Annotated in this window: 23 protein-coding genes; 10 read left to right on the plus strand and 13 right to left on the minus strand. The window is 73.2% G+C overall.

Translation table 11 applies throughout. The features are described from left to right. Nucleotides 1-39 precede the first annotated feature (39 nt). Nucleotides 40-846: an O-methyltransferase gene (locus tag ACZ6A9_RS01245; RefSeq protein ID WP_468976158.1), complete on the plus strand. Its 807-nt coding sequence runs from the start codon at nt 40-42 to the stop codon at nt 844-846. Between the two features lie 110 nt (nt 847-956). Here ACZ6A9_RS01245 and ACZ6A9_RS01250 read toward each other — a convergent pair whose 3' ends face one another. Then, nucleotides 957-1,124 carry a DUF3117 domain-containing protein gene (locus ACZ6A9_RS01250; RefSeq protein WP_003966491.1) on the minus strand — a complete coding sequence of 56 codons (168 nt, stop codon included), beginning with the start codon at nt 1,122-1,124 and terminating at the stop codon, nt 957-959. A 379-nt stretch (nt 1,125-1,503) separates the two neighbouring features. On the opposite strand from ACZ6A9_RS01250, the gene chcB reads away from it, so the two are divergent. Next, the gene (gene chcB, locus ACZ6A9_RS01255) at nt 1,504-2,307 is read left to right on the plus strand and encodes a 2-cyclohexenylcarbonyl CoA isomerase (protein ID WP_468976160.1); all 804 of its coding nucleotides are present in this window, start codon (nt 1,504-1,506) and stop codon (nt 2,305-2,307) included. Between the two features lie 135 nt (nt 2,308-2,442). On the opposite strand, the gene ACZ6A9_RS01260 is transcribed toward chcB, so the two are convergent. Together ACZ6A9_RS01260 and ACZ6A9_RS01265 are read right to left on the minus strand one after the other, a co-directional pair. Further along, nucleotides 2,443-3,033, minus strand: a complete 591-nt coding sequence (locus ACZ6A9_RS01260) for a DNA-3-methyladenine glycosylase I (protein ID WP_468976162.1) — start codon at nt 3,031-3,033, stop codon at nt 2,443-2,445. Beyond that, nucleotides 3,030-3,392: a DivIVA domain-containing protein gene (locus ACZ6A9_RS01265; RefSeq protein ID WP_468976165.1), complete on the minus strand. Its 363-nt coding sequence runs from the start codon at nt 3,390-3,392 to the stop codon at nt 3,030-3,032. The genes ACZ6A9_RS01260 and ACZ6A9_RS01265 overlap by 4 nt, the downstream gene beginning before the upstream one ends. A gap of 134 nt (nt 3,393-3,526) precedes the next feature. Between ACZ6A9_RS01265 and folP the strand changes: the two genes are divergently transcribed. Continuing rightward, the gene (gene folP, locus ACZ6A9_RS01270) at nt 3,527-4,387 is read left to right on the plus strand and encodes a dihydropteroate synthase (protein ID WP_468976168.1); all 861 of its coding nucleotides are present in this window, start codon (nt 3,527-3,529) and stop codon (nt 4,385-4,387) included. A gap of 64 nt (nt 4,388-4,451) precedes the next feature. Here folP and ACZ6A9_RS01275 read toward each other — a convergent pair whose 3' ends face one another. After that, nucleotides 4,452-5,210: an LOG family protein gene (locus tag ACZ6A9_RS01275; protein ID WP_468976171.1), complete on the minus strand. Its 759-nt coding sequence runs from the start codon at nt 5,208-5,210 to the stop codon at nt 4,452-4,454. A gap of 119 nt (nt 5,211-5,329) precedes the next feature. Further along, nucleotides 5,330-6,409 (minus strand): succinyl-diaminopimelate desuccinylase, encoded by a 1,080-nt coding sequence (gene dapE / locus ACZ6A9_RS01280; protein WP_468976173.1) that lies wholly within the window; start codon nt 6,407-6,409, stop codon nt 5,330-5,332. Nucleotides 6,410-6,492: 83 nt separating this feature from the next. On the opposite strand from dapE, the gene ACZ6A9_RS01285 reads away from it, so the two are divergent. Both ACZ6A9_RS01285 and ACZ6A9_RS01290 read left to right on the plus strand, forming a co-directional pair. Next, a complete protein-coding gene (locus ACZ6A9_RS01285; protein WP_468976175.1) occupies nt 6,493-7,479 on the plus strand; it encodes a VldE C-terminal domain-containing protein in 987 nt (328 codons plus the stop codon). 138 nt (nt 7,480-7,617) lie between these two features. Then, on the plus strand, nt 7,618-7,959 hold the full coding sequence (locus tag ACZ6A9_RS01290; RefSeq protein ID WP_468976177.1) for an ATP-binding protein: 342 nt from the start codon (nt 7,618-7,620) through the stop codon (nt 7,957-7,959). Nucleotides 7,960-8,101: 142 nt separating this feature from the next. On the opposite strand, the gene ACZ6A9_RS01295 is transcribed toward ACZ6A9_RS01290, so the two are convergent. Continuing rightward, nucleotides 8,102-9,199, minus strand: coding sequence for a bifunctional succinyldiaminopimelate transaminase/glutamate-prephenate aminotransferase (locus ACZ6A9_RS01295; RefSeq protein WP_468976179.1), 1,098 nt, complete (start codon nt 9,197-9,199; stop codon nt 8,102-8,104). Between the two features lie 104 nt (nt 9,200-9,303). Beyond that, entirely contained in the window at nt 9,304-9,621 is a 318-nt protein-coding gene (gene fdxA, locus ACZ6A9_RS01300) for a ferredoxin (protein ID WP_004926152.1), read from the minus strand. A gap of 140 nt (nt 9,622-9,761) precedes the next feature. Here fdxA and ACZ6A9_RS01305 point away from each other — a divergent pair, with 140 nt between their 5' ends. Both ACZ6A9_RS01305 and ACZ6A9_RS01310 read left to right on the plus strand, forming a co-directional pair. Further along, nucleotides 9,762-10,826, plus strand: coding sequence for a GNAT family N-acetyltransferase (locus ACZ6A9_RS01305; protein ID WP_468976182.1), 1,065 nt, complete (start codon nt 9,762-9,764; stop codon nt 10,824-10,826). A gap of 17 nt (nt 10,827-10,843) precedes the next feature. Continuing rightward, on the plus strand, nt 10,844-11,698 hold the full coding sequence (locus ACZ6A9_RS01310; protein ID WP_468977918.1) for a transglutaminase-like and tetratricopeptide repeat-containing protein: 855 nt from the start codon (nt 10,844-10,846) through the stop codon (nt 11,696-11,698). A gap of 180 nt (nt 11,699-11,878) precedes the next feature. On the opposite strand, the gene ACZ6A9_RS01315 is transcribed toward ACZ6A9_RS01310, so the two are convergent. The 6 genes from ACZ6A9_RS01315 to ACZ6A9_RS01340 form a co-directional block, all read right to left on the minus strand. After that, nucleotides 11,879-14,089 (minus strand): hypothetical protein, encoded by a 2,211-nt coding sequence (locus ACZ6A9_RS01315; protein WP_468976184.1) that lies wholly within the window; start codon nt 14,087-14,089, stop codon nt 11,879-11,881. 194 nt (nt 14,090-14,283) lie between these two features. Continuing rightward, nucleotides 14,284-14,676, minus strand: coding sequence for a DUF6113 family protein (locus ACZ6A9_RS01320; protein ID WP_468977920.1), 393 nt, complete (start codon nt 14,674-14,676; stop codon nt 14,284-14,286). A 17-nt stretch (nt 14,677-14,693) separates the two neighbouring features. Next, nucleotides 14,694-15,563 carry an N-acetyl-1-D-myo-inositol-2-amino-2-deoxy-alpha-D-glucopyranoside deacetylase gene (mshB, locus tag ACZ6A9_RS01325; protein ID WP_468976186.1) on the minus strand — a complete coding sequence of 290 codons (870 nt, stop codon included), beginning with the start codon at nt 15,561-15,563 and terminating at the stop codon, nt 14,694-14,696. Between the two features lie 9 nt (nt 15,564-15,572). Continuing rightward, a complete protein-coding gene (locus ACZ6A9_RS01330; protein ID WP_468976189.1) occupies nt 15,573-16,178 on the minus strand; it encodes a Uma2 family endonuclease in 606 nt (201 codons plus the stop codon). 52 nt (nt 16,179-16,230) lie between these two features. Continuing rightward, nucleotides 16,231-17,181 carry a helix-turn-helix domain-containing protein gene (locus tag ACZ6A9_RS01335; protein WP_468976191.1) on the minus strand — a complete coding sequence of 317 codons (951 nt, stop codon included), beginning with the start codon at nt 17,179-17,181 and terminating at the stop codon, nt 16,231-16,233. Between the two features lie 223 nt (nt 17,182-17,404). Continuing rightward, nucleotides 17,405-17,812, minus strand: coding sequence for an ATP-binding protein (locus ACZ6A9_RS01340; protein ID WP_468977922.1), 408 nt, complete (start codon nt 17,810-17,812; stop codon nt 17,405-17,407). A gap of 229 nt (nt 17,813-18,041) precedes the next feature. On the opposite strand from ACZ6A9_RS01340, the gene ACZ6A9_RS01345 reads away from it, so the two are divergent. The 3 genes from ACZ6A9_RS01345 to ACZ6A9_RS01355 are packed head-to-tail and all read left to right on the plus strand — an operon-like array spanning nt 18,042 to nt 21,069. Next, on the plus strand, nt 18,042-18,926 hold the full coding sequence (locus ACZ6A9_RS01345; protein ID WP_468976194.1) for a helix-turn-helix domain-containing protein: 885 nt from the start codon (nt 18,042-18,044) through the stop codon (nt 18,924-18,926). Continuing rightward, on the plus strand, nt 18,923-19,132 hold the full coding sequence (locus tag ACZ6A9_RS01350) for a DUF397 domain-containing protein (protein ID WP_468976196.1): 210 nt from the start codon (nt 18,923-18,925) through the stop codon (nt 19,130-19,132). The genes ACZ6A9_RS01345 and ACZ6A9_RS01350 overlap by 4 nt, the downstream gene beginning before the upstream one ends. Nucleotides 19,133-19,182: 50 nt before the next feature. Then, nucleotides 19,183-21,069 (plus strand): hypothetical protein, encoded by a 1,887-nt coding sequence (locus ACZ6A9_RS01355; RefSeq protein WP_468976198.1) that lies wholly within the window; start codon nt 19,183-19,185, stop codon nt 21,067-21,069. Nucleotides 21,070-21,099: the final 30 nt, after the last annotated feature.

The raw sequence follows: 21,099 nt of genomic DNA on the forward strand, positions 1-21,099 counted from the left end.
TAGCTCCGGATAAGCGGTTTTACGAGAATTTGATCTGGGGTGCCACGGCTCGTACGGCTGCGTCAGCACTTGCTCGGCGTCCTCGCCCACTCCCTGCCCCCCGTCATGGCGCACACCACTCGCTCACCCCTTCAAACGACCGGTCCCATCTGCGGGTTCCCGACGCCAACGGATACAGTCACGCCCAGGCAACCACGGGGACAGGAGAGGGTCATTACCGCCAACCGGCAGACGAGCTGGGCGTTCGCCGACGCCTATGTCGCCGAGGACGAGGCGCTGCACTGGGCCCGGGACCGGGCTCGCGACGCAGGCCTGCGCTCGGTGTCGCCCGGCACGGGCGCGGCCCTGCGGTTGCTCGCCGCCAGCGTGGACGCCAAGGCGGTCGCGGAGATCGGCACCGGCTGCGGCGTCTCCGGGATCCATCTGCTGCACGGCATGCGGCCGGACGGCGTGCTGACCACGGTCGACCAGGAGCCGGAGCACCAGCAGTCCGCCCGGCAGGCGTTCCGCGAGGCCGGTTTCGCCGGCAACCGGGCACGCTTCATCCCCGGCCGCGCGCTGGACGTGCTGCCCCGTCTCGCGGACGCCGGTTACGACCTGGTCTTCTGCGACGGCGACCGGCAGGAGTACCAGGACTATCTCGCCGAATCGCTGCGTCTGCTGCGCCCGGGAGGCCTGGTCGCCTTCGAAGGTCTCTTCGCGAACGGACGCACGGTGGACTCCGGTCCGCAGCCCTCGGAAGTACTGCGGCTGCGGGAGCTGGTGCGGGCCGTCCGCGAGAGCCAGGAGCTGGTGTCGTCACTGCTGCCGGTGGGGGACGGGCTCCTCTGCGCCGTGAAGCGGTGACCGGCCGGCCCCTGCGGCGCCCCTTCCCCGCGCCGCGCCCGCACGCGAAACAGCCGCCCCGGTACCGCGTGCGGCACCGGGGCGGCTGAAAGGGTATGGTCGCTTGCGCGTCAGCCGACGACCTTCTTGAGGGCGTCGCCGAGCGCGTCGGCCTCGTCCGGGGTCAGCTCGACGACGAGCCGACCGCCGCCTTCGAGCGGAACGCGCATGACGATGCCCCGCCCCTCCTTGGTCACCTCGAGCGGGCCATCACCCGTCCGCGGCTTCATGGCCGCCATGCTCGTTCCCCTTCCTGAAACCCAGCTAAACCGTCTGAGCCGACGGCCCACTGAAGGGCACATGCGGTCCCTGAAGCAGGACACACGCCACCGGCATCGAACACATTGCTTCCAGGCCATTATCCCGCATGGCAGGACCCGATGACCAACATCAGTAGGCATCGCTTGGGCAACGCGCGCGAGCAAAACCACTCAATTCGGCGATGTGACTGCGATACTTCGCCGCCGCACTCACTCCCGGCGACCGGAAACGGCCCCGGATTGTTTGACGCAGCTCACACGGAGGGCCTCCTCCACGGCCGGTGATCTCCGTCATGCTGTCCAGCAGAGGGGGACGCACGCACCGCTACGTCCCGAGCCGCACACGGAGGGATACACCATGGCCGACACCGTGCTCTACGAGGTGAGCGACGGGCTCGCGACGATCACGCTGAACCGCCCCGAGGCGATGAACGCGCTGAACGTCGCGGCGAAGGTCGCCCTCCGGGACGCGGTCCGCTCCGCGGCGGACGACGACGCCGTACGGGCCGTGCTGCTGACGGCCGCCGGTGACCGGGCGTTCTGCGTCGGCCAGGACCTCAAGGAGCACATCACGCTGCTGACCGAGGACCGGGAGACGGGTTCGGGGCAGACGATGAGCACGGTGCGCGAGCACTACAACCCGATCGTGAAGGCGATCGCCGGAGCCCCGAAGCCGGTGGTCGCGGCGGTGAACGGGGTCGCGGCGGGCGCGGGCTTCGGGTTCGCGCTGGCCGCGGACTACCGGATCGTCGCGGACTCGGCGGCGTTCAACACCTCGTTCGCGGGGGTCGCGCTGACCGCCGACTCGGGGATCTCCTGGACGCTGCCGCGCGTGGTCGGCCCCGGGCGCGCCACCGACCTGCTGCTCTTCCCGCGCGGCATCTCCGCCCAGGAGGCGTACGAGCTGGGCATCGCCAACCGTCTGGTGCCTGCGGCGGAGCTGCGCGCCGAGGCGGAGAAGGTGGCCCGTGCGCTGGCCGGGGGGCCGACGGTGGCGTACGCGGCGCTGAAGGAGTCCGTGGCGTACGGGCTGAGCCACTCGCTGGAGGAGGCGCTGGAGAAAGAGGACGAGCTGCAGACCCGGGCGGGTTCCTCGGAGGACCACGCGATCGCGGTACGGGCGTTCGTCAACAAGGAGAAGCCGAAGTACCTGGGTCGGTGACCTCGGGAGTGCGGCGGCGGCTGCGGGTTCGTGGCTGGTCGCGCAGTTCCCCGCGCCCCTGGAGGGAGCCCGGGGCTGCGCCGCCGCCTTGAGCTGCGGGTTCGTCGTGGCTGGTCGCGCAGTTCCCCGCGCCCCTCAAGGGGCGCTTCTCATGGCGCAGGTGTCCAGGTGGTCGTTGACCAGTCCGCATGCCTGCATCAGGGCGTACGCCGTGGTCGGGCCGACGAAGCGCACGCCCCGCTTCTTCAGGTCCTTGGACAGGGCCGTCGACTCGGGGGTCACCGCCGGGACGTCGGTGAGGGTCGTCGGTGCCGGCCGGACGGCCGGGTCGGGGGCGTGCGACCAGATCAGCGCGTCCAGGGCACCGGGCTCCCACGCGGCCAGCAGGCGCGCGTTGGCGAGTGTGGCGTCGATCTTGGCGCGGTTGCGGATGATCCCGGTGTCCGCCAGCAGGCGTTCGCGGTCGGTGTCGGTGAACTCCGCGACCGTGGCGATCTTGAAGTCGGCGAAGGCGGCGCGGAAGCCGGGGCGGCGCCGCAGGATGGTGATCCAGGACAGGCCGGACTGGAACGCCTCCAGGCTGAGCCGCTCGAAGAGCGCGTCGTCCCCGCGGACCGGGCGGCCCCACTCCTCGTCGTGGTACGCCACGTAGTCCGGGGTGGACAGGGCCCACGGGCAGCGCGGGAGGCCGTCCGGGCCGGCGACGGCGGCTGCTCCCCCGGTCACGGCCGCTCGTCCTCGTGGTGCGGGGCGGACTTGTCCAGGGACATGTGCGCGGCGGCGGCGCGGGCGCCTGCCAGCGCGGCCTCCAGGTCGGCGATCCGGGCGTCGCGCTCGGCGATCTCGGCGCCGAGGCGGCCGAGGGCGTCGTCCACGTCGGCCATGCGGTAGCCGCGGGGGGCGAGCGGGAAGCGCAGGCCGTCCACGTCCGCGCGGCTGACCGGCCGGTCCGGCGGGAGGTGGTCCACCAGGCGCTCGGGGGCGGCGTCGGGCAGCGGGCCGTGGTCGCCGCCGCCCACCACGGCGAGGGTCACCGCGGCGACCACGACGGCGAGCGCCACCACCAGGAACAGGAACATAACCATCGCCGGGGCCCCCACGGTCGGATGAGTCGGAGTCGGATGTGTGGCTCCGATCGTGCCATGCGAGTCTGACACCCGGGGCCGTCGGGCGGACACGGGCGGCCCGGACCGGACGCGCGAGGAAGAGGTCTCAGGGGATGCTCAGGCTGGGCAGGCGGGAATTCGCACCGCACGAGCGGGTGATCATGGCGATCGTGAACCGGACCCCGGACTCCTTCTACGACCGGGGCGCCACGTTCCTCGACGAGCCGGCGCTCACGCGCGTCGAGCAGGCCGTGGCCGAGGGCGCCGCGATCATCGACATCGGCGGGGTGAAGGCCGGCCCCGGCGAGGAGGTGTCCGCCGAGGAGGAGGCGCGGCGGACGGTCGGCTTCGTCGCCGAGGTGCGGCGGCGCTTCCCGGACGTCGTGATCAGCGTGGACACCTGGCGGCACGAGGTCGGCGAGGCGGTGTGCGAGGCGGGCGCGGACGTCCTGAACGACGCGTGGGGCGGGGTCGACCCGCGGCTCGCGGAGGTCGCCGCGCGGTACGGGGCGGGCCTGGTGTGCACCCACGCGGGAGGCTCGCAGCCGCGGACGCGGCCGCACCGGGTGGCGTACGACGACGTCATGGCCGACATCCTCGACGTGACCGTGGGGCTGGCGGAGCGGGCGGTGTCGCTGGGGGTGGCGCGGGAGTCGGTGATGATCGATCCGGGGCACGACTTCGGGAAGAACACCCGGCACAGTCTCGAGGCGACGCGGCGGCTGGGGGAGATGGTGGACACCGGGTGGCCGGTGCTGGTGTCCCTGTCCAACAAGGACTTCGTCGGGGAGACGCTGGACCGGCCGGTCAAGGAGCGGGTGGTGGGGACGCTCGCCACGACGGCGGTGTCGGCGTGGCTGGGGGCGCAGGTGTACCGGGTGCACGAGGTCGCGGAGACGCGGCAGGTGCTGGACATGGTGTCCGCGATCGCCGGGGAGCGGGAGCCTGCCGTGGCGCGGCGGGGACTGGCCTAGGACCAGGGGGCCGGCGGGCGGGTGCGCCGAAGTGCTTCCGCCCCGCCGCCGTTCCCGGGGTTTTCTAGCGCCCCGCTTCCTTGGAGACCAGGGCCACCGCCTCCTCCACGTCGTCCGTGACGTGGAACAGGAGGAGGTCCTTCTCGGCCGCCTTGCCCTGGGCGATGACCGAGTTGCGCAGCCAGTCGACCAGGCCGCCCCAGTACTCCGTGCCGAACAGCACGATGGGGAACTGGGTGACCTTCTGGGTCTGGACGAGGGTCAGGGCCTCGAAGAGCTCGTCGAGTGTGCCGAGGCCGCCGGGCAGGACCACGAAGCCCTGGGCGTACTTCACGAACATCAGCTTGCGGACGAAGAAGTACCGGAAGTTCAGGCCGATGTCGACGTACTGGTTCAGCCCCTGCTCGAAGGGCAGCTCGATGCCCAGGCCGACCGACATGCCGTCCGCTTCGAGGGCGCCCTTGTTGGCCGCTTCCATGGCTCCCGGGCCGCCGCCGGTGATCACCGCGAAGCCGGCTTCGACCAGGCCCCGGCCCAGCCGTACCCCGGCCTGGTACTCGGGCGAGTCGACGGGTGTGCGGGCCGAGCCGAAGACGCTGATGGCGGGCGGGAGTTCGGCCAGCGTGCCGAAGCCCTCGATGAACTCCGACTGGATGCGCAGCACCCGCCAGGGGTCGGTGTGCACCCAGTCCGACGGGGCGCGCTCGTCCAGCAGGCGCTGGTCGGTGGTGCTTCCCTGCACCTGGCCGCGCCGGCGGAGCACCGGCCCCAGTCGCTTCTCCTTTGGTGGCTGCCGCTTGCCCTCCGGGTTTCCCGTAGCCATGTGCGCTCCCTCCGATTGCCAGGTCGTACCGCCTCAGCGTAGATCCACGCGGGTTACGTACGGGGGACGTCAGCATGTCCACGGGAGACGGTTCCAAACGCCCCCGCGCCCGTGCGGGCTCAGGCGGTCAGCCAGGAGCGCAGCCGTTCCTCCCCCGCGAGGATCTTCGACGTGTCCACGCGCTCGTCCCGCTTGTGCGCCAAGTGGGGGTTGCCGGGGCCGTAGTTGACGGCGGGGATGCCCAGGGAGGCGAAGCGGGAGACGTCCGTCCACCCGTACTTGGGCTGCGGGGTGCCGCCCACCGCTTCGATGAAGGCGGCCGCAGCCGGGTGGGAGAGGCCGGGGAGGGCCGCGCCGCTGTGGTCGTCGACGACGAAGTCGCTCACCTGGCAGTCCGCGAAGACCTCACGGACGTGCGCCAGGGCCTCCTCCTCGCTGCGGTCCGGGGCGTAGCGGAAGTTGACGGTGACGACGCACTCGTCGGGGATGACGTTGCCCGCCACTCCCCCGGAGATGCCGACCGCGTTCAGGCCCTCGCGGTACTCCAGGCCGTCGATCACCGGGTGGCGCGGCTCGTAGGAGGCCAGGCGGGCGAGGATCGGGGCGGCGGCGTGGATGGCGTTGGAGCCCATCCAGCCGCGCGCGGAGTGGGCGCGCTCGCCGGTGGTCCTGAGCAGCACCCGCAGCGTGCCCTGGCAGCCGCCCTCCACCTGGCCGTCGGAGGGTTCGAGGAGCACCGCGAAGTCGCCCTCCAGCCATTCGGGGTGGGCCTCGGCGACGTGCTTCAGGCCGTTGAGGTCGGCGGAGACCTCCTCGTTGTCGTAGAAGACGAAGGTCAGGTCGCGGTTGGGTGCGGGGACCGTGGCCGCGAGGCGCAGCTGGACGGCCACGCCGGCCTTCATGTCGCAGGTGCCGCAGCCCCACAGCGTGCCGTCGGCGTCGAGCCGGGAGGGGACGTTGTCCGCGATGGGGACGGTGTCGATGTGGCCGGCGAGGATCACCCGCTCCGCGCGCCCGAGCCTCGTACGGGCCACGACGTTGTTGCCGTACCGGTCGACCGTGAGGTGCGGCAGTGTGCGCAGCGCGGTCTCGATCGCGTCCGCGAGTGGCTTCTCGGAGCCGCTCTCGGAGGGGAAGTCGACGAGCTGCGCGGTCAGCCGCGCGGCGTCCAGCGTGAGGTCAAGCGGGGTGTCGGCCATGGCCTCGACCCTAACCCGCCGGGCGTGCGCGCACGGTGCGCACCCGGCTCACAGCGAACCGTACTCTCCAGTACCTTGTACGCGTGCCAGAGCCGTCCCTTCCCACCAAGCGCACGCGTCGCGGCCGTGTCTTCCGCTGGAGCGCGGGTCTCGTGGTGCTGTCCGCGGTCGCCGGATACGTCGTGGTGCAGTACGACACCGGGGGCACCCGCGGTCCGGGCTGCAAGGTCGTCTCCGGCAGGGGCGACGGTGCGACGTACGAGTTCACACCCGAGCAGGCGGTGAACGCGGCGACGATCACCGCCGTGGGCACCGCGCGCAACCTGCCCGAGCGGGCGGTGACGATCGCGCTGGCGACCGCCCTGCAGGAGTCGGCGCTGCGCAACATCGACTACGGCGACCGTGACTCGCTGGGCCTGTTCCAGCAGCGTCCCTCGCAGGGCTGGGGCACGCCGCGGGAGATCATGGACCCGTCGTACTCGGCGGACAAGTTCTACGAGCACCTCGAGGAGGTGCCGGGCTACACCCGGCTGCCGCTCACGGTCGCCGCGCAGCGGGTGCAGCGCAGCGGCTTCCCGCAGGCGTACGCCAAGCACGAACCGGACGCCGCCCTGCTGGCCGCCGCCCTCACCGGGCGCTCGGCGGCGACGCTCACCTGCGAGGGCCGTCCCTCGGCGACCCGGGCGTCGGGTACGGACGGGGTGCGTCAGGCGCTGGCGCGGGACTTCGGGCGGGACGTGCTGGAGCCGGCGGGTGCCCAGGTGGGGGGCTCGGCGACGGCCTCTCCCTCCGCGGACGCCTCCGGTGGCTCCGACGGGCGGACGGTGACGCTTCCGGTCACCGGGGACGCCGGTGCGGGTGCCGGGCGGAGCGCCGGGGCGCGGGGCTGGCAGCTCGCCCACTGGGCCGTGGCGAACGCCTCGGAGCTGCGCATAAAGCGGGTGTCGTACGCCGGGCGGGAGTGGGTCGCGGGGACGACCGACGGCCAGTGGCGGCAGGACGACGCCAAGGCGCCGGCCGGGGACGGGGACGGCGGCGCCGGGACGGTCAGGATCACGACCGTGCAGTAGTGCGGGCTGTCCCCCGCAGGCGTTGAACGCGGCCGGTCGGGCGGCGCATTGCCAACTCTTTACGGTGCCGCGCCGCAACCTTCCTGGCGGTCGAGCGGTAGTCACTGCGTCCGAGTTCTCTGCCGTCGAAGGAGCACCATGTCCCTCCCCCTGACCCGTCGGATCGCCCGTGCCGCGCTGATCGTCGCTGCGGGAGCGGCCGCCGGGGTCGGTGCCGCCGGTTCCGCGAGCGCGGCTCCGCAGCTGCCGGCCGCGCCCGGCCTCGGGCTGAACGCCCTCGACGGTGCCCCCGGCACCACCATGGACAACGTGTCGAGGGGTGTCGGCAAGACCACGCCCGACGCGGGCCAGGTGGCGCCGGCCGCGGGCACGGCCGTGAAGAAGGCCGTGCCGGTGGTGAAGGAACTGCCGACGGACTCGCTGGGCAAGGGTGGTGGCCCGGCGCAGAACCTGCCGGTCGAGGGGCTGCCGATCGGCTGAGGCCGGCTTGCGGCCGGGCTGTACGGCGACGGGGTCCGGGGTGCTTTCCCAGGCCCCGTTCTTCGTGTGCGCGCACCTGCGGGCGCCGGGGCTGCGCGTCGCCGCCGGCGCCGCCCCGGCCACCGGTCCGGCGAGGCCGGGGTCAGGCGGTCAGGCGGGTGACCGCTGCCTGGACCCGGGCGTCCGACGCCGTGAGGGCGACGCGGACGAAGTCGGCGCCCGCCGGGCCGTAGAAGTCGCCGGGGGCGACGAGGATGCCGAGGTCGGCGAGGTGGGCGACGGTGGTCCAGCAGGACTCGTCGCGGGTGGCCCAGAGGTAGAGGCTGGCCTCGCTGTGCTCGATGCGGAAGCCGTGGGCGAGGAGGGCGTCGCGCAGGGCGGTGCGGCGGGCCGCGTAGCGCCCGCGCTGGACGCGGACGTGCTCGTCGTCGCTCAGCGCCGCCACGACGGCCGCCTGCGTCGGCGCGGACGTCATCATCCCGCCGTGCTTGCGGATCTGGAGCAGCGGGCCGAGGACCGCCGGGTCACCGGCGAGGAACGCGGCGCGGTAGCCGGCGAGGTTGGACCGCTTGGACAGGGAGTGGACCGAGACGATGCCGTCGTAGGACCCGCCGTTGACGTCGGGGTGCAGCACCGAGACGGGGTCGGCCTCCCAGCCCAGTTCGATGTAGCACTCGTCGGAGAGGAGGAGGACGCCGTGCTCGCGCGCCCAGGCGACGATCCGGGTCAGCTCCTCCCGGGAGAGCACCCGGCCGGTCGGGTTGGACGGGGAGTTCAGCCAGAGCAGCTTCAGGTTCGCCGGGTCCAGCTCGGTCGGATCGTCGTAGGCCTCGTACTGCGCGCGGGCGAGGCGGGCGCCGACCTCGTACGTCGGGTAGGCCAGGCGCGGGAAGGCGACCTTGTCGCCGGGACCCAGTCCGAGCTGGGTGGGGAGCCAGGCGACCAGTTCCTTGGAGCCGACGACCGGCAGGACGTGGTGGTGGGTCATCCCGCGGGCGCCCAGCCGGTGCTCCGCCCAGCGGGTGATCGCGTCACGCAGTTCCGGGGTGCCCCAGACGGTCGGATAGCCCGGGGAGTCCGCCGCGGCGGTCAGCGCCTTCTGGATCGGCTCGGGCACCGGGTCGACGGGCGTGCCGACCGAGAGGTCGACGATGCCGTCGGGGTGCGCGGCGGCCGTCTTCTTGTACGGCTCCAGCCTGTCCCAGGGGAAGGTGGGCAACCGGTCGGAGACTGCGGACACGGGCGGGGCTCACTTTCTGGTTCGGCGAACGCCTCGGCCCCGTACGGCGGCGGGGCCGTACGGGACCGGGGCGGCACGTCGGTGCGGGGCCGCTTGCGGGACGGTTACGCCTGCGGCGGCAGCGCGGCGATGAACGGGTGGTCCCGCTCGATCAGGCCCAGCTTGCTGGCCCCGCCGGGCGAGCCGAGCTCGTCGAAGAACTCGACGTTCGCCTTGTAGTAGTCCTTCCACTCCTCGGGAGTGTCGTCCTCGTAGAAGATGGCCTCGACCGGGCAGACCGGTTCACAGGCGCCACAGTCGACGCATTCGTCCGGGTGGATGTACAAGGACCGCTGGCCCTCGTAGATGCAGTCGACCGGGCACTCCTCGATGCACGCCTTGTCCTTCACGTCGACACAAGGCTGCGCGATGACGTAGGTCACGCTGTCGTTCCTCCTCGATAGGGCGCTGGCGGGCCTCCTCAGGCTCCGCCGCCTGGCGCGCGGGAGCGCGGCGTCGTCGATGCCCGCCCCTAGTATCTCCGTTTCTGGGCATGATCCGAACAGGAGGGGTGAACTGACCTGTGGAAATCTCTGCCGCCGGGCGCCTCGAGGTCCGTATCACCACTGCTGACGTGGGGAAACGGGTCTCCGTGAGGAGCTTGGTCGAACATGGCCCCCCGGGTGAGAAGTTCACTGACACGGTCGGTGTTCTCACATCATGGGACGACGGTGTGCTGCGGATCACACGGAAGAGCGGGGAGAGTGTCCGCGTCGCCGAGTCCGCGCTGGTCGCGGCCAAACCCGTGCCGTCCGCTCCGGCGCGTCGGCGCGGTCCGGCCGCCTCCTACGAGGAGCTGGCCCGGGTCTCCGCGCGGGCGTGGCGGCCCGTGGAGAGCGAGCGGCTCGGGGAGTGGGAGCTGCGGGCCGCGGCCGGGGAGGTGCCGTGCCAAGGACGTCCTCGGGGGGCGGTGGCCGGGCGGCGGGAGGGCTTCACCCGGCGGGCCAACTCCGTGCTGCCGCTCGGGGACCCGGGCGTGCCGCTCGACGAGGCGCTGGGGGCCGTACGCGGCTGGTACGCGGCTCGCGGGCTGCCCGCGTACGTCCAGACCGCGACGGGTGCCGAGGGGACTCAGGAGCTGCTCTGCGCGGAGCTGGAGCGGCGCGGCTGGGTGCGGGAGGTGACCGCCGAGATGTGGGTGGGTCCGCTGGCGCCGGTCGCGGACCTGGACGGGGACACGTCGGGGGTGGTGTTGTCGCGGGAGGCCGGTGAGGCGTGGCTGGCCCGGTATCAGCGCAAGGGGGTGAGCGAGGTGGCCCTGCGGGTGCTGACGGGCGGGCCGTCGGTGTGGTTCGCCACGGTGCCGGGCGGCGCGGACGCGCCGGCGGCCATCGGGCGGTGCGTGGTGGACGGTCGGTGGGCCGGGTTCGCGGCGGTCGAGGTGGATCCGGAGCGGCGCCGACGGGGGCTGGCGACCGCCGTGATGGCGGCGCTGGCCCGGCGGGCGCTGGACGAGGGCGCCTCGGCGGCGTGGCTCCAGGTGGAGGCGGACAACGCGGGCGCGCGGGCGCTGTACGAGCGCATGGGGTTCGCCGCGCACCACGCGTACCACCACTACCGCGCCCCGGAGGGTGAGGGAGCGCCGTGAGCGGGCACGTACCGGGTATGCGCTCCCCCTGTCCGCCGCCTCCCGGACGCTCGGCCGAACTGCGCGGGCGGTTCGCCGAGGAGGCCCGCAGCGAGCGGCCCGGACTGTCCGCGCTCTGTCTGCTGGTGGGCGCCGTGGGTGACGGCACGCTGGACGAGGCGGGGATGGACGCCGTGGAGGTGGAGCTGGACCGGCTGGCCGGTGAGCTGCCCTACCGGCCGGGTTCGCCGCACGCGTGGGCGTCGGCGCTGCGGGAGCTGCTGGGTGAGCGCTACGGCTTCCGCGGCAGGCCGGAGGACTACCAGCGGCTGGAGTCGTCGCTGCTGCACGAGGTGGTGCGGCGGCGGTGCGGGCTGCCGATCCTGCTGTCGGTGGTCTGGCTGGAGGTGGCGCGGCGGGCGGGCGCGCCGGTGTACGGGGTGGCGCTGCCCGGGCACTTCGTCGTCGGGTTCGGGGAGCCGGGGGCGGGGCAGGTGCTGGCCGATCCGTTCGACGGGGGCCGGGTGCTGACCGGGGCGGACGCGGAGCTGCTGGTCGCGGGGGCGACGGGGGCGGCGCTGGACGCGTCGATGCTGACGCCGGCGGGGCCGCTGGAGGTCGTCCTGCGGATCCTGAACAACGTGCGGGCGTGGGCGGCGGCCCGGCCGGAGCGGTCGGACGTGGGCCTGTGGGCGGTGGACCTGTCGCTGCTGCTGCCCTCGCACGCGGCGCGGCTGCGGTACGAGCGGGCCCGGCTGCTGGTGCAGCGGGGGGAGTTCTCGGCGGGGGCCGGGGAGCTGGAGGCGTACGCCGAGGTGGTGGAGGCGGTGGACGAGGATGCCGCCGAGCGGGTGCGGGGCGAGGCGCTGGCGGCCCGGGCGATGCTGAACTGATCGGTGCCGTGGTCGCCGTACTCGGCACCGAGCGCCGCTCGCACGAGGAGGCCGCCGCCGAGGGCGCCCAGGCCCCGGTGGTCGTCGCCGCCCACTGACGCGAACGCGGAGCGGCGCCGTACGGGTCCCGGACCGGGACCCGTACGGCGCCGCTTTCCCGTGCGCCCGCGGGGGGCCGCGTCAGCTGGGGTCGGTCTCGATGACGGCGACGCGGTCGGTCTTGCTCATCAGGGCCTGCCGGAGGGCGCCGTAGACGTCCTGCGGGGTGACGGGCGTCTTCTCGCCGTTGCCCCGGGTGATGAGCACGCCGTCGAAGGTCTGCCCGTACAGCTCCTTCAGGGCGTTCAGGTCGGGCTTGTCGACCAGCTTCCCGCCCACGGCCTGCACCCGGAGGAACTTCCACAGGGACTTCTCGGGGCTCATCGGGATGGAGTGCGCCGGGTCGGTCTGCACGGTCACGATGTCCGACATCGCCGGCTCGGCGAACTCCTTCAGCATCCGGTCGACCTCGGCCTTGGAGACCTTCGGCTGCTGGGGGCTGGTCGGCACGTTCACCGCGGCGGCGGAGCCCGTCTCCACCTGGGCGCGGTACGCCTCCGTCACCACGCCGGACGCCTCGGCCACGTCGATGCCCTGGCCCGCCTTGGGATAGACGGGGACGGCCTTGCCGGACTCGAATGTGATGGAGCCCTCGGTCACGGAGCCGGAACCGCCGGCCGCGTTCTCCAGGGCCGCCTGGAGCTTCTCCTCGTCGACGGGCATGACCGGGTCGACGACGCGCTGCTGGCCGAAGAGCGAGCCGATCACGTTGACCGGGTTGTAGTCGCTGGTGGCGGCCGCGGCGGCGGTGGCGTCGGTGTCGAACTGCAGACCGGCGTTGTCCGGCTGGAGCTCCACGGTCCTGCCGTCGACCGACAGCTTCAGCGGCTTGTTCAGCCGGCTGTCGAGGGCGGCGTCCAGCTTCTTCACGGCGTCGTCGCGGGTGCCGCCGCCGATGTCGACGCCGAGCACGGTGGTGCCCTTGGGCACGTCGGAGCTGTTCATCAGCAGACCGGCGCCGTAGGCGACCGCGAGGACGGCGACCACACCGGTGCCGAGCAGGACGAGCTTGCTGCGGCCCTTCTTCTTCGGCGGCTTGGCGGAGCTCGCCGGGGGCGCGGCGGCCGGTTCGGGCCGCTCGGGGGGTGTCTGCGCGCGGGGGCCGGCCGGGCCGGTGCCGGGCGCGTCGAAGGCGGCGCTCGCGGGGACGACCGGGATGCCGCTGGTCACGGTGTGCCCGGAGACGTTGTCGTGGCGGGGTCCGTAACCCGGGGTGCCCGGCTCGGCGGGCTGCTGGGGCGTGAGGATCGCGGTGTCGTCACTGAGACCGGTGCCACCGACCGCCTGGGCGCCGGGACGGCCGCCCTGCTGCGCACCGGCGGGAGCGGCACCGCCCGGAACACCCGGACCGCCCGGAACGCCTCCCGCCGGCGGGGCCATCGGGCCGCTGCCGGTGACCGGGCCGCCCGTGGGGCCGGCGGGGCCCTGCGGCCCGTTCGGGTGGCCCTGGCCGCCCGGAGCGCGCCGCCCGGGCGGAGCGGCGGGGCCGCCGTCGGGGAGGAACGGGGGGTCGTCGCGGCGCGGCTCGCCCCCGCGGTCGGCGCCCGGCCGGGTGCCGTTGGCGGCGGGACCGCCGGCCAGTGCCTCGGTCACGTCGAAGGAGCCGGTGCCGCCTCCGTGTCCGGGGGCGACGGGACCGCCGGTCGCACCGGTCGTGCCGGTCGGTCCGGAGCCCGTCGCGGCGCCGGGACGGGGGCCGCCGGGCGCGCCCATGGCACCGACCACGCCTCCCGGACGCCCGGCACCCGGCCGCGCACCACCGGGTGCGGCCGGTGCGGGGGGACCGGCCGGGGCGCCGCCGGGCGCTCCGCTTCCCGAACCGCTCGCGGCAGCGGCTCCGTTGGCGGAGCCGCCGCCCTGAGTCCCCTTGCCGGAGCCGCCCTTGCGCGGCGCGAACCAGTCGCTGGCCGGCTTGTCCTCGGCCGCCGGCTTGGCGGGCTGAGCGGACTGGGCGGGCCGGGTGGGCAGCGCCGGAAGCGCGGCCGTCTCGTCGGCGGGGGCCGGAGCGGGAGCCGCCGAAGCCTCGGCCTCGGCGGGGCCCTTGCTCTCCGCGTCCTTGACGGGCTGGCGCACGACCACCGGCGGAATGGGCCGCGATCCGGGGATGTTGATCCGGATCCGGGTGGTCAGCGTGGTCTCGGTCTTGCGTTCCTCCGGTCGCGCGGCCGAACGGCCCGCGTCCGTACCCGCGTCCGGAATCGCCGGAATGCCGTAGGGCGGGGTGCCCGACGGGTAGGCGGCTCCGCCGCGCCCGTCGGGCCCGGAGGACGGAGTGTCAGTTTCACGACTCAAGGCAGGTTCTCCCGGTTGGCTCCGCCGCCCGTCACGACCTCACGGTGGGGGTCCCCCCTGCTCGGGCGAGGCCGAGGGTTCGAGGGAGGCTCGGCGGCGCGCACCACCTTACTGGCCACATCCGGCCCGTATCCCAGTACCGCTGGCGAAACCCACACGGGACCCGCACCCCCCAGACACGGCGAAGTGGTACGTCACTTGCCAAGTCGGGCGGGGTCGGCGGCCGGTTTCCGCCCCCCGCCAACGGTGGCGCAGATCACAGCCACGCCGATGCCGCCGAGCAGGAAGAGGTACGATCCGGCACCCGCGGCGAACAGGAAGTCGCCTTCCGGACGGCTGGCCGTGAGCAGGACGACGACGAGCATCCACCCGGCGGCGACCGCCACGCCACCGGCCCGACTGCCCATCACACGGGCCGCCGCCAGCACCAAGCCCGCCTCGGCGGCCAGCGCCAGCAGCAGCCCGCCCGGGAACCAGGCGGGCTGGACGAGCGCGCCCGCGACGCCGGTCACGGCCCCGAGCAGCACAAGTCCCAGGTGGGCGACGGCCCGCCCGGCGGAGGGCGGGCGCAGCGGCTGCGCCAGCATCGGCGCCCGCTCGCCGCTCACGACGCTCCCCCGGCGTCGGCTCCGGCTCCGGCGAACAGGTCGCTCTCCCGCCCTTCGGGACGTTCCCCGCGCACCAACTCGTAGTACTCGGTGGTGAAGAGGGGCTGCGCGAGTTCGTTGGAGAGCACGAAGTACGGCTCGGCGACGGTGATCTGGGTGACGTGCGCGCGCATGGCGGCGGCCTTGGCGGAGGCGTACGCGGTGCCGTCGATCGCTGCGGTGATCCGCTCGTCGTCGACCACACCGGGTACGTCGGCCATGGCGCCGGCCTTGTCGAAGGGCAGGGTGGCGAGGTCGTCGTCCAGCCGGGCGAAGGACTCCTCGGCCACGGATCGCGGAACGCGGTTCCAGTACACCTTGGGGACGTCCCACCCGGCCTCGGCGGCGAGCTCGACGGCGCGCATGGCGACGCGGTGGGTCTGGATGTGGTCGGGGTGGCCGTACCCCCCGTTCTCGTCGTACGTGACGAGGACCTGCGGCCGCACCTCGAGGATCACCTCGGCGAGCGTGGCGGCGGCCTGGTCGACGTCGGCCTGCCAGAAGCAGCCGGGGTCGTCGTTGTCGGGCAGTCCCATCATCCCGGAGTCGCAGTAGCGCCCGGCCCCGCCGAGCAGCCGGAAGTCCGTGACCCCGAGCGCGCGCATGGCCTCCTTGAGCTCCCCGAGCCGGTGCCCGCCGAGGGCGGCCCCGCTCAGGTGCCGCAGCTCGCCGGGGATGACCTCACCCCGCTCACCGAGCGTGCAGGTGACCAGCGTCACGTGGGCGCCCTCGGCCGCGTACCGGGCCATGGTCGCGCCGTTGTTGATCGACTCGTCGTCGGGGTGGGCGTGCACCAGCATCAGACGCCGGGCGGGGAGTTCCGTCATGAGGTCAGCTTATGAGGCGCCGGCGTCCTGGTAGCGCGGCAGGCCGCTCGTGGGGATGGTCCATTCTCCGATGGTGACGTCCTCGCCGTAGACGAAGTCCTTACGCACCGCGTAGCGGGGTCCGTCCGGGGTGGAGTGGATGTCGGTGAAGACGGCACCGCTCCCCGTACGGGGATCGAAGATGACATAGATCGGAATGCCGAGCAGCGGATAGTCGCGCATCTTGCCCACCCAGTCGTTCTCCGGGTTGGACCGGGACACGACCTCGATCGCGGCGACGACCGTGCGGGGGTCGACGGATCCTTCGACATCGAGGTCGGCCCAGGCGATCACCATCACGTCCGGGTGCCGCATGATGCCCTCGGGCACGTCTTCCACGTCGGGTGTGCCGTTGTGGGCCAGCAGTTCGTCCGGCATGACCTTCTCCAGACGGCGGCTGACGTGCGCGGCTGTGACCTCGTGCGGGCCCCCCGGCGACATCATGTCGTGCACGATCCCTTCCTTGGTGACTTCGAATTTCCCGGGAAGGGTGTCGTCCATCGACTGCACGACGTCCCTCATGGCCCGGTAGTGAGGGGAGCTGTTCCGCCGCGCGTTGCCGGGTGCGATGGTCATGGCGCTCGCTCCTCGTCGTCTGTGCCCAGGGGCAAGGATCGTCACGTCCATGCTAGGGGGCCTCCTGAAGGTCGGAGCGGCAGTCGCGGCAGAGACCGGGCTCGGGTGCGCGGAAACCGCGGTCGCAGCCGTCGCAGTTCCGCAGGGGAAGCCGCGGCCGTGCGGGCGGGGCGGTGGCCGGCTCGCGGTACGGGGCCGGGGGTGGGAGCTGGGCGGCGAGGCGGTGCGCCAGGAAGGCGGCGGGGCGGCGTACGCCCTCGGGCGGCAGGTCGGCGGTCAGGGCTCGGCGTACGGCGGCGGGAGTGACGTCCCGCTCCAGCCAGGCGGCGACGCCGGGGGTCAGGTGAGCGGTGTCGGAGGCGGAGAGGAGCATCTGGGAGTCGTGGCGGCGGAGGTCCGCGAGGAGGTCGGCGGCGGCCCGGAACAGTGCGGGGACGTTGCACTGGGGGCGGGGTACGGCGGGGAGCGGCTTGCGGGGTACGCGTGGTTCGCGCGGGGCCTGTGGCGCGCGCTCTTCGCAGGGTCCCTGCGGGCGCGGCTGTGGCTGTGCTTCCGGCGCTGTCGAGGGCTCCGGCCGGTCGGCGGTCCGGGGAGAGGGCTCGGGGTGGGTGCGGGCCATCGCCGGCTGATTGCAGGAGACGGTGCGGCTGACGATGCAGCCGGTCGGGGTGCGATGGCGCTCGCGGCGCAGGTAGCCGTGGCGCTCCAGCTCGCGCAGGGCGGCGGCGATACGGGTGGCTCCCTCGGGGAACCGGGTGCTGAGGCTCTTGATGTCGGCCGGGGCGCCCTTGGGCAGCGACTGGAGGTGCACGCCGAGCCCGATGGCGAGAAGCGAGAGCTGCCGGTGCTGGGCGAGGTGGTTGCCGATCACCGTGAAGCGGGTGGTGTGGGGCGAGTTGTCGTGCTGGAGCCCGCCGGTGGTGGGGTGGGCCGGGCTCGGGTGGTTGTTGCCCGTAAGACGGGCCTGGGCGCGCGGGGGCGCGCTAGGGTTCTGGGTACCCATCGGGAAGCTTCCTCTTCCTCGGTGGTCAGGCCCTCGCATCGGGATTGCAGTCCCGGCGGGGGCCGTCTCATGTCTGCTGTCGTGTGGTGCGTTGCGCTGAGCGTCGGGCCTCGGCAGGCCGAAAATCCAGCCGAAGCGGAGATGTTCACCCGCCCGAGTGAGGCCGGCTACGGGCGGGAGGGTCGGGTTTGGTGGGGGTGCTTTCCCCCGAGTTCTTTGTCTTTCAGTCGCCGAGACCACCGGAGCGCGAAGGTGCGGGTCGCGGTGGTGAAAAGCCCAGTTCGGCCCAGACGGTCTTGCGCGGGAACCGCCCCCCGGTGACGCCCCAGCGGTCGGCCAGCGCCTCGACGAGCAACAGTCCCCGGCCTGACTCGGCTGCCGGGTCCGGCACGTGCGGCACGGGCATCTCGTCACCGCGTGTGTCCGTGACCTCGATGCGGAGCGTGGTGCCGACCACGTAGAGCGTGAGCCGGAAGCTGCGGCCGGGGACACGGCCGTGCGTGGCCGCGTTGGCCGCCAGTTCCGCGATGACGTGGCTTGCCCGCTCGTGCGGGAGCCCCCAGCTCCGGAGTGTGTCCACGGCGAGCAGGCGGGCCAGGCGGGCTCCTCGCGGGGTGGACGACAGCAGCATGGTGAAGTCGCGGACGGCGTCGTCGGGTTCGGGTCGTGTCCCGGGCGCGGCAGGTCCCTGAGTTTGCTGATTCACATCACCGAGCGTGGCCGACCGGACATACTGAGATGCGTAATTGAGCTGTCACGTAGAGCTACGGTCCAAGGTTCAGCGGGCTTTGTCCGAGCTGTCGAAGTAGCTCCTGCGAACAGGTCGGAACAGGACGTCGCAGCACGACGGAGGGGCACGCATGACGGTGAGCGATGAGGCGGTGCGGGTCGGGACGGAAGCGGACCGGACGGACGAGCCGGGGTGGGAGGTCGACCCGGACGACGACTGGGCACTGGCCGTCGTGGCCACGGTGGGACGCCAGTTGCGGCTTCGCCGGGACGCGGCGGGGATGCGGGTCAATGACTTCGCCACGGCGGCCGGGTACGGCGCGGATCTCGTCTACAAGATCGAGACGGGGAAGCGGATCCCCCGGCCCGAGTACTTGGACAAGGCGGACGAGGTACTGGGCGCCGGCGGACTCGTCGCGGCGATGAAGGAGGACGTCAAGAAGGTCCGGTATCCCAAGCAGGTCCGGGACCTGGCGCAGCTGGAAGCGCGGGCGGTCGAGCTTCAGCTCTACGATCCGCTGCACGTCCACGGGTTGTTGCAGACTCCGGAGTGCACTCGCGCCCTGCTGTCCATGCGGCGCCCTGCCTACTCGGCGGAGGAAGTGGAGCGCTTCATCGCAGCTCGCGTAGCGCGCAAGGCGGTCTTCGAGCGGGACACCGCGCCGGACCTCAGCTTCATCCTGGAGGAGTGGACCCTTCGACGGCCACTGGGTGGGAGGGACGTCCTGCGCGGTCAGCTTGAACACCTGCTCCGGATCGCACAGTTGTGTAACGTCGAGCTACAAGTGATGCCGCTGGAACGCTACGAGCACGCCGGCGTGGACGGAGCTATCGAGGTACTCAAGTTCGAGGACGGTTCAGCGGTCGGCCGCTCACCGGCGGTGGCCAACGGACGACCGGTGTCCGACCTACGGCAGCTCCGTATCCTGGAACTCCGGTACGGCATCATCCGCGCGCAGGCACTCACGCCACGTGAGTCGACTGCCTTCATCGAACAACTGCTGGGGGAGACATGAACCGCAAGACCACATTCGGGGGCGCCTCCGACCTGGCCTGGTTCAAGAGCAGCTACAGCAGCGGCAGCGAGGGTGACTCCTGCGTCGAGATCGCGACCGAACCCGCCACCGTGCACGTCCGTGACTCGAAGAACCTCGACGGCCCTCGTCTCGCCTTCGCCCCCGTCGCGTGGGCCGGTTTCCTGCCGTACGCGGTCGAGGGCTGATCCAGCGGGGCCTGATCCGGGCGTGCGGAACGTGTGATCATAATGCGCGGGTGTCCACACATCCCGTGCCGTTGCCCGCCGAGCACATACCGCCCGGCACCGCCGACTGGCGGACTCCCGACGCCCAGCGCTGGCTCGACGCCGTACCCGCCCGGTGGGCCCGGCCGCTGTGGGCGGTCCTGGCGTATCTCGTCTCCGTGGTGTGGGAACTGGAGTCGGGCCCCGTCGCCGCCTGCACGTCCGCCGACCCGTGCGGCACCGACTGGCCGGGCCTCGGGGTGGCCGCCGTCATGGTGCTGACCCCGTACTGGGTGGGGCGGCAGCCACGGCTCGCGCTCGCCGGGCTCGGGGTCGTGTCGGTGGCGCTGGTCGCCGAGGAGGGTTTCGCCGTGTTCGGCCGGCCGTCCGCGCTCGCGTTCTTCCTCGCTGTTGCGTTCACCACCGCCGGGATCCTCCACCGGCTGGCCGCCGCCGCCCGGCAGCGGTCGCTGGCCCTGGAGGCGGCCGGACCGGTCGCACAGCCGCTGCCCGCCGCCGCGCGGGCCTTCCGCCGGGGCAGGTTCTCCGTCGTCCTGGGCGGACTGCTGCTGGCCGTCGCCGGGTTCGGCTTCTGGCAGGCCCAGCAGGTCGTCGACGCGTACGAGGAGCGGGCCGCGGGCGCCACGGCGCTGTCCGGACGGGTCACCGCCGTCGACCGGGGAGACGAGGACGCCGACGTCGTCACGGTGACGGCCGACGGGCGCGCGTACCGCTTCGAGACGGGGTACCCCGAGGACTTCCCCGCGGGCACCCGGGTCGACATCGTCGTGGACGGCGACTGGAAGGCGCTCGTCGCGGAGCCGTACGACGTCTTCGGCTGGGAGCTGCTGGTGCTGGGCGGCTCCGTCGCGGGGCTGGCGTTCCTCGTGAACGGCGCGGCCGGGCGGATGCGTTCGCGGCGGCTGCGGCGCGGGCCGCTGCCGGTGCTGCACGTGCTGGTGCGCGAGGGGCACGACGACGGCCGCACCTGGGTGTTCGCGTCCGACGACCCCGGGGGCCTCCGGCCGGTCCTGCACTTCCACTCGCTGTACGCCGCCGACGACGAGGACGACGGCGAGGAGGAGGCGGACGGTCACGAACGGGGCGACGACTCCGCGGCCGCCGTCGAACTCGGCAGGCTCACCGACATCCTCCGGGGCGAGGACCCCGCCCCGCCGTTGCGGGAGGCCGTCCTGTACGGCGTCCCCTACGCCGGCGCCGAGGTCGCCTTCGTGGCGCGCGACGACGCGGACGACGACGAGGTGGCGGTGGAGTGCAGCGTCAGCGCGGTGAAACCGGCGGACGCGGGCCGGAGCGGGTCCCGGCCGCGGCTCCGTGAGCGGGAGAGTGCCCAGCGGTCCGCCGACGAGGTCGCCGCCGGTATGACGCCCACGGCGGGCCCGCGCGTGTGGAAGGCGCACGGCTTCTCGCGGGCGGTGGGGCTCTTCCTGCTGCTGGTGGAGGGCGGCGGCATCTGGGCCATGCTCGACGAGAAGCCGTCGTGGACCTGGCTGTTCCTGCTCGCGGGTCTGCCGTGGCTGGTGACGGCCGTGGCGACGGCGCTGACCTGGCGGATCACCGCCGACCGGGACGGGCTGTGGGTGACCGGGGCGTGGCGCGTGCGGCGGGTCCCGTGGGACGGGATCACGTCCGTGCGGCACGCCGAGGACAGCATCCGCGTCGGAAGGGCCAAGGACGACTCCGTCGACGTCTCCCCCACCGGCTTCGCGTGGCTGGAGCGCCGCCTGGGCCGCGAGCCGGCCGCGGAGCGCGCCGCCGACGAGCTGCGGGCGCTGCTGCTCCACCCGGAGCTGCGACCGGCGCAGGAGGCGACGGCGGGGCAGCAGGGCATGCCGGTCGGGCCTCCGCTGGCGGCCCTGTCGGTGCTGTGGGGCGCGGCGGTGCTGCTCCTGCTTTGACGGACGGCGGGGCCGTGGGGGCGCCGCCCG

This window comes from Streptomyces sp. NPDC041124 (assembly GCF_055592385.1).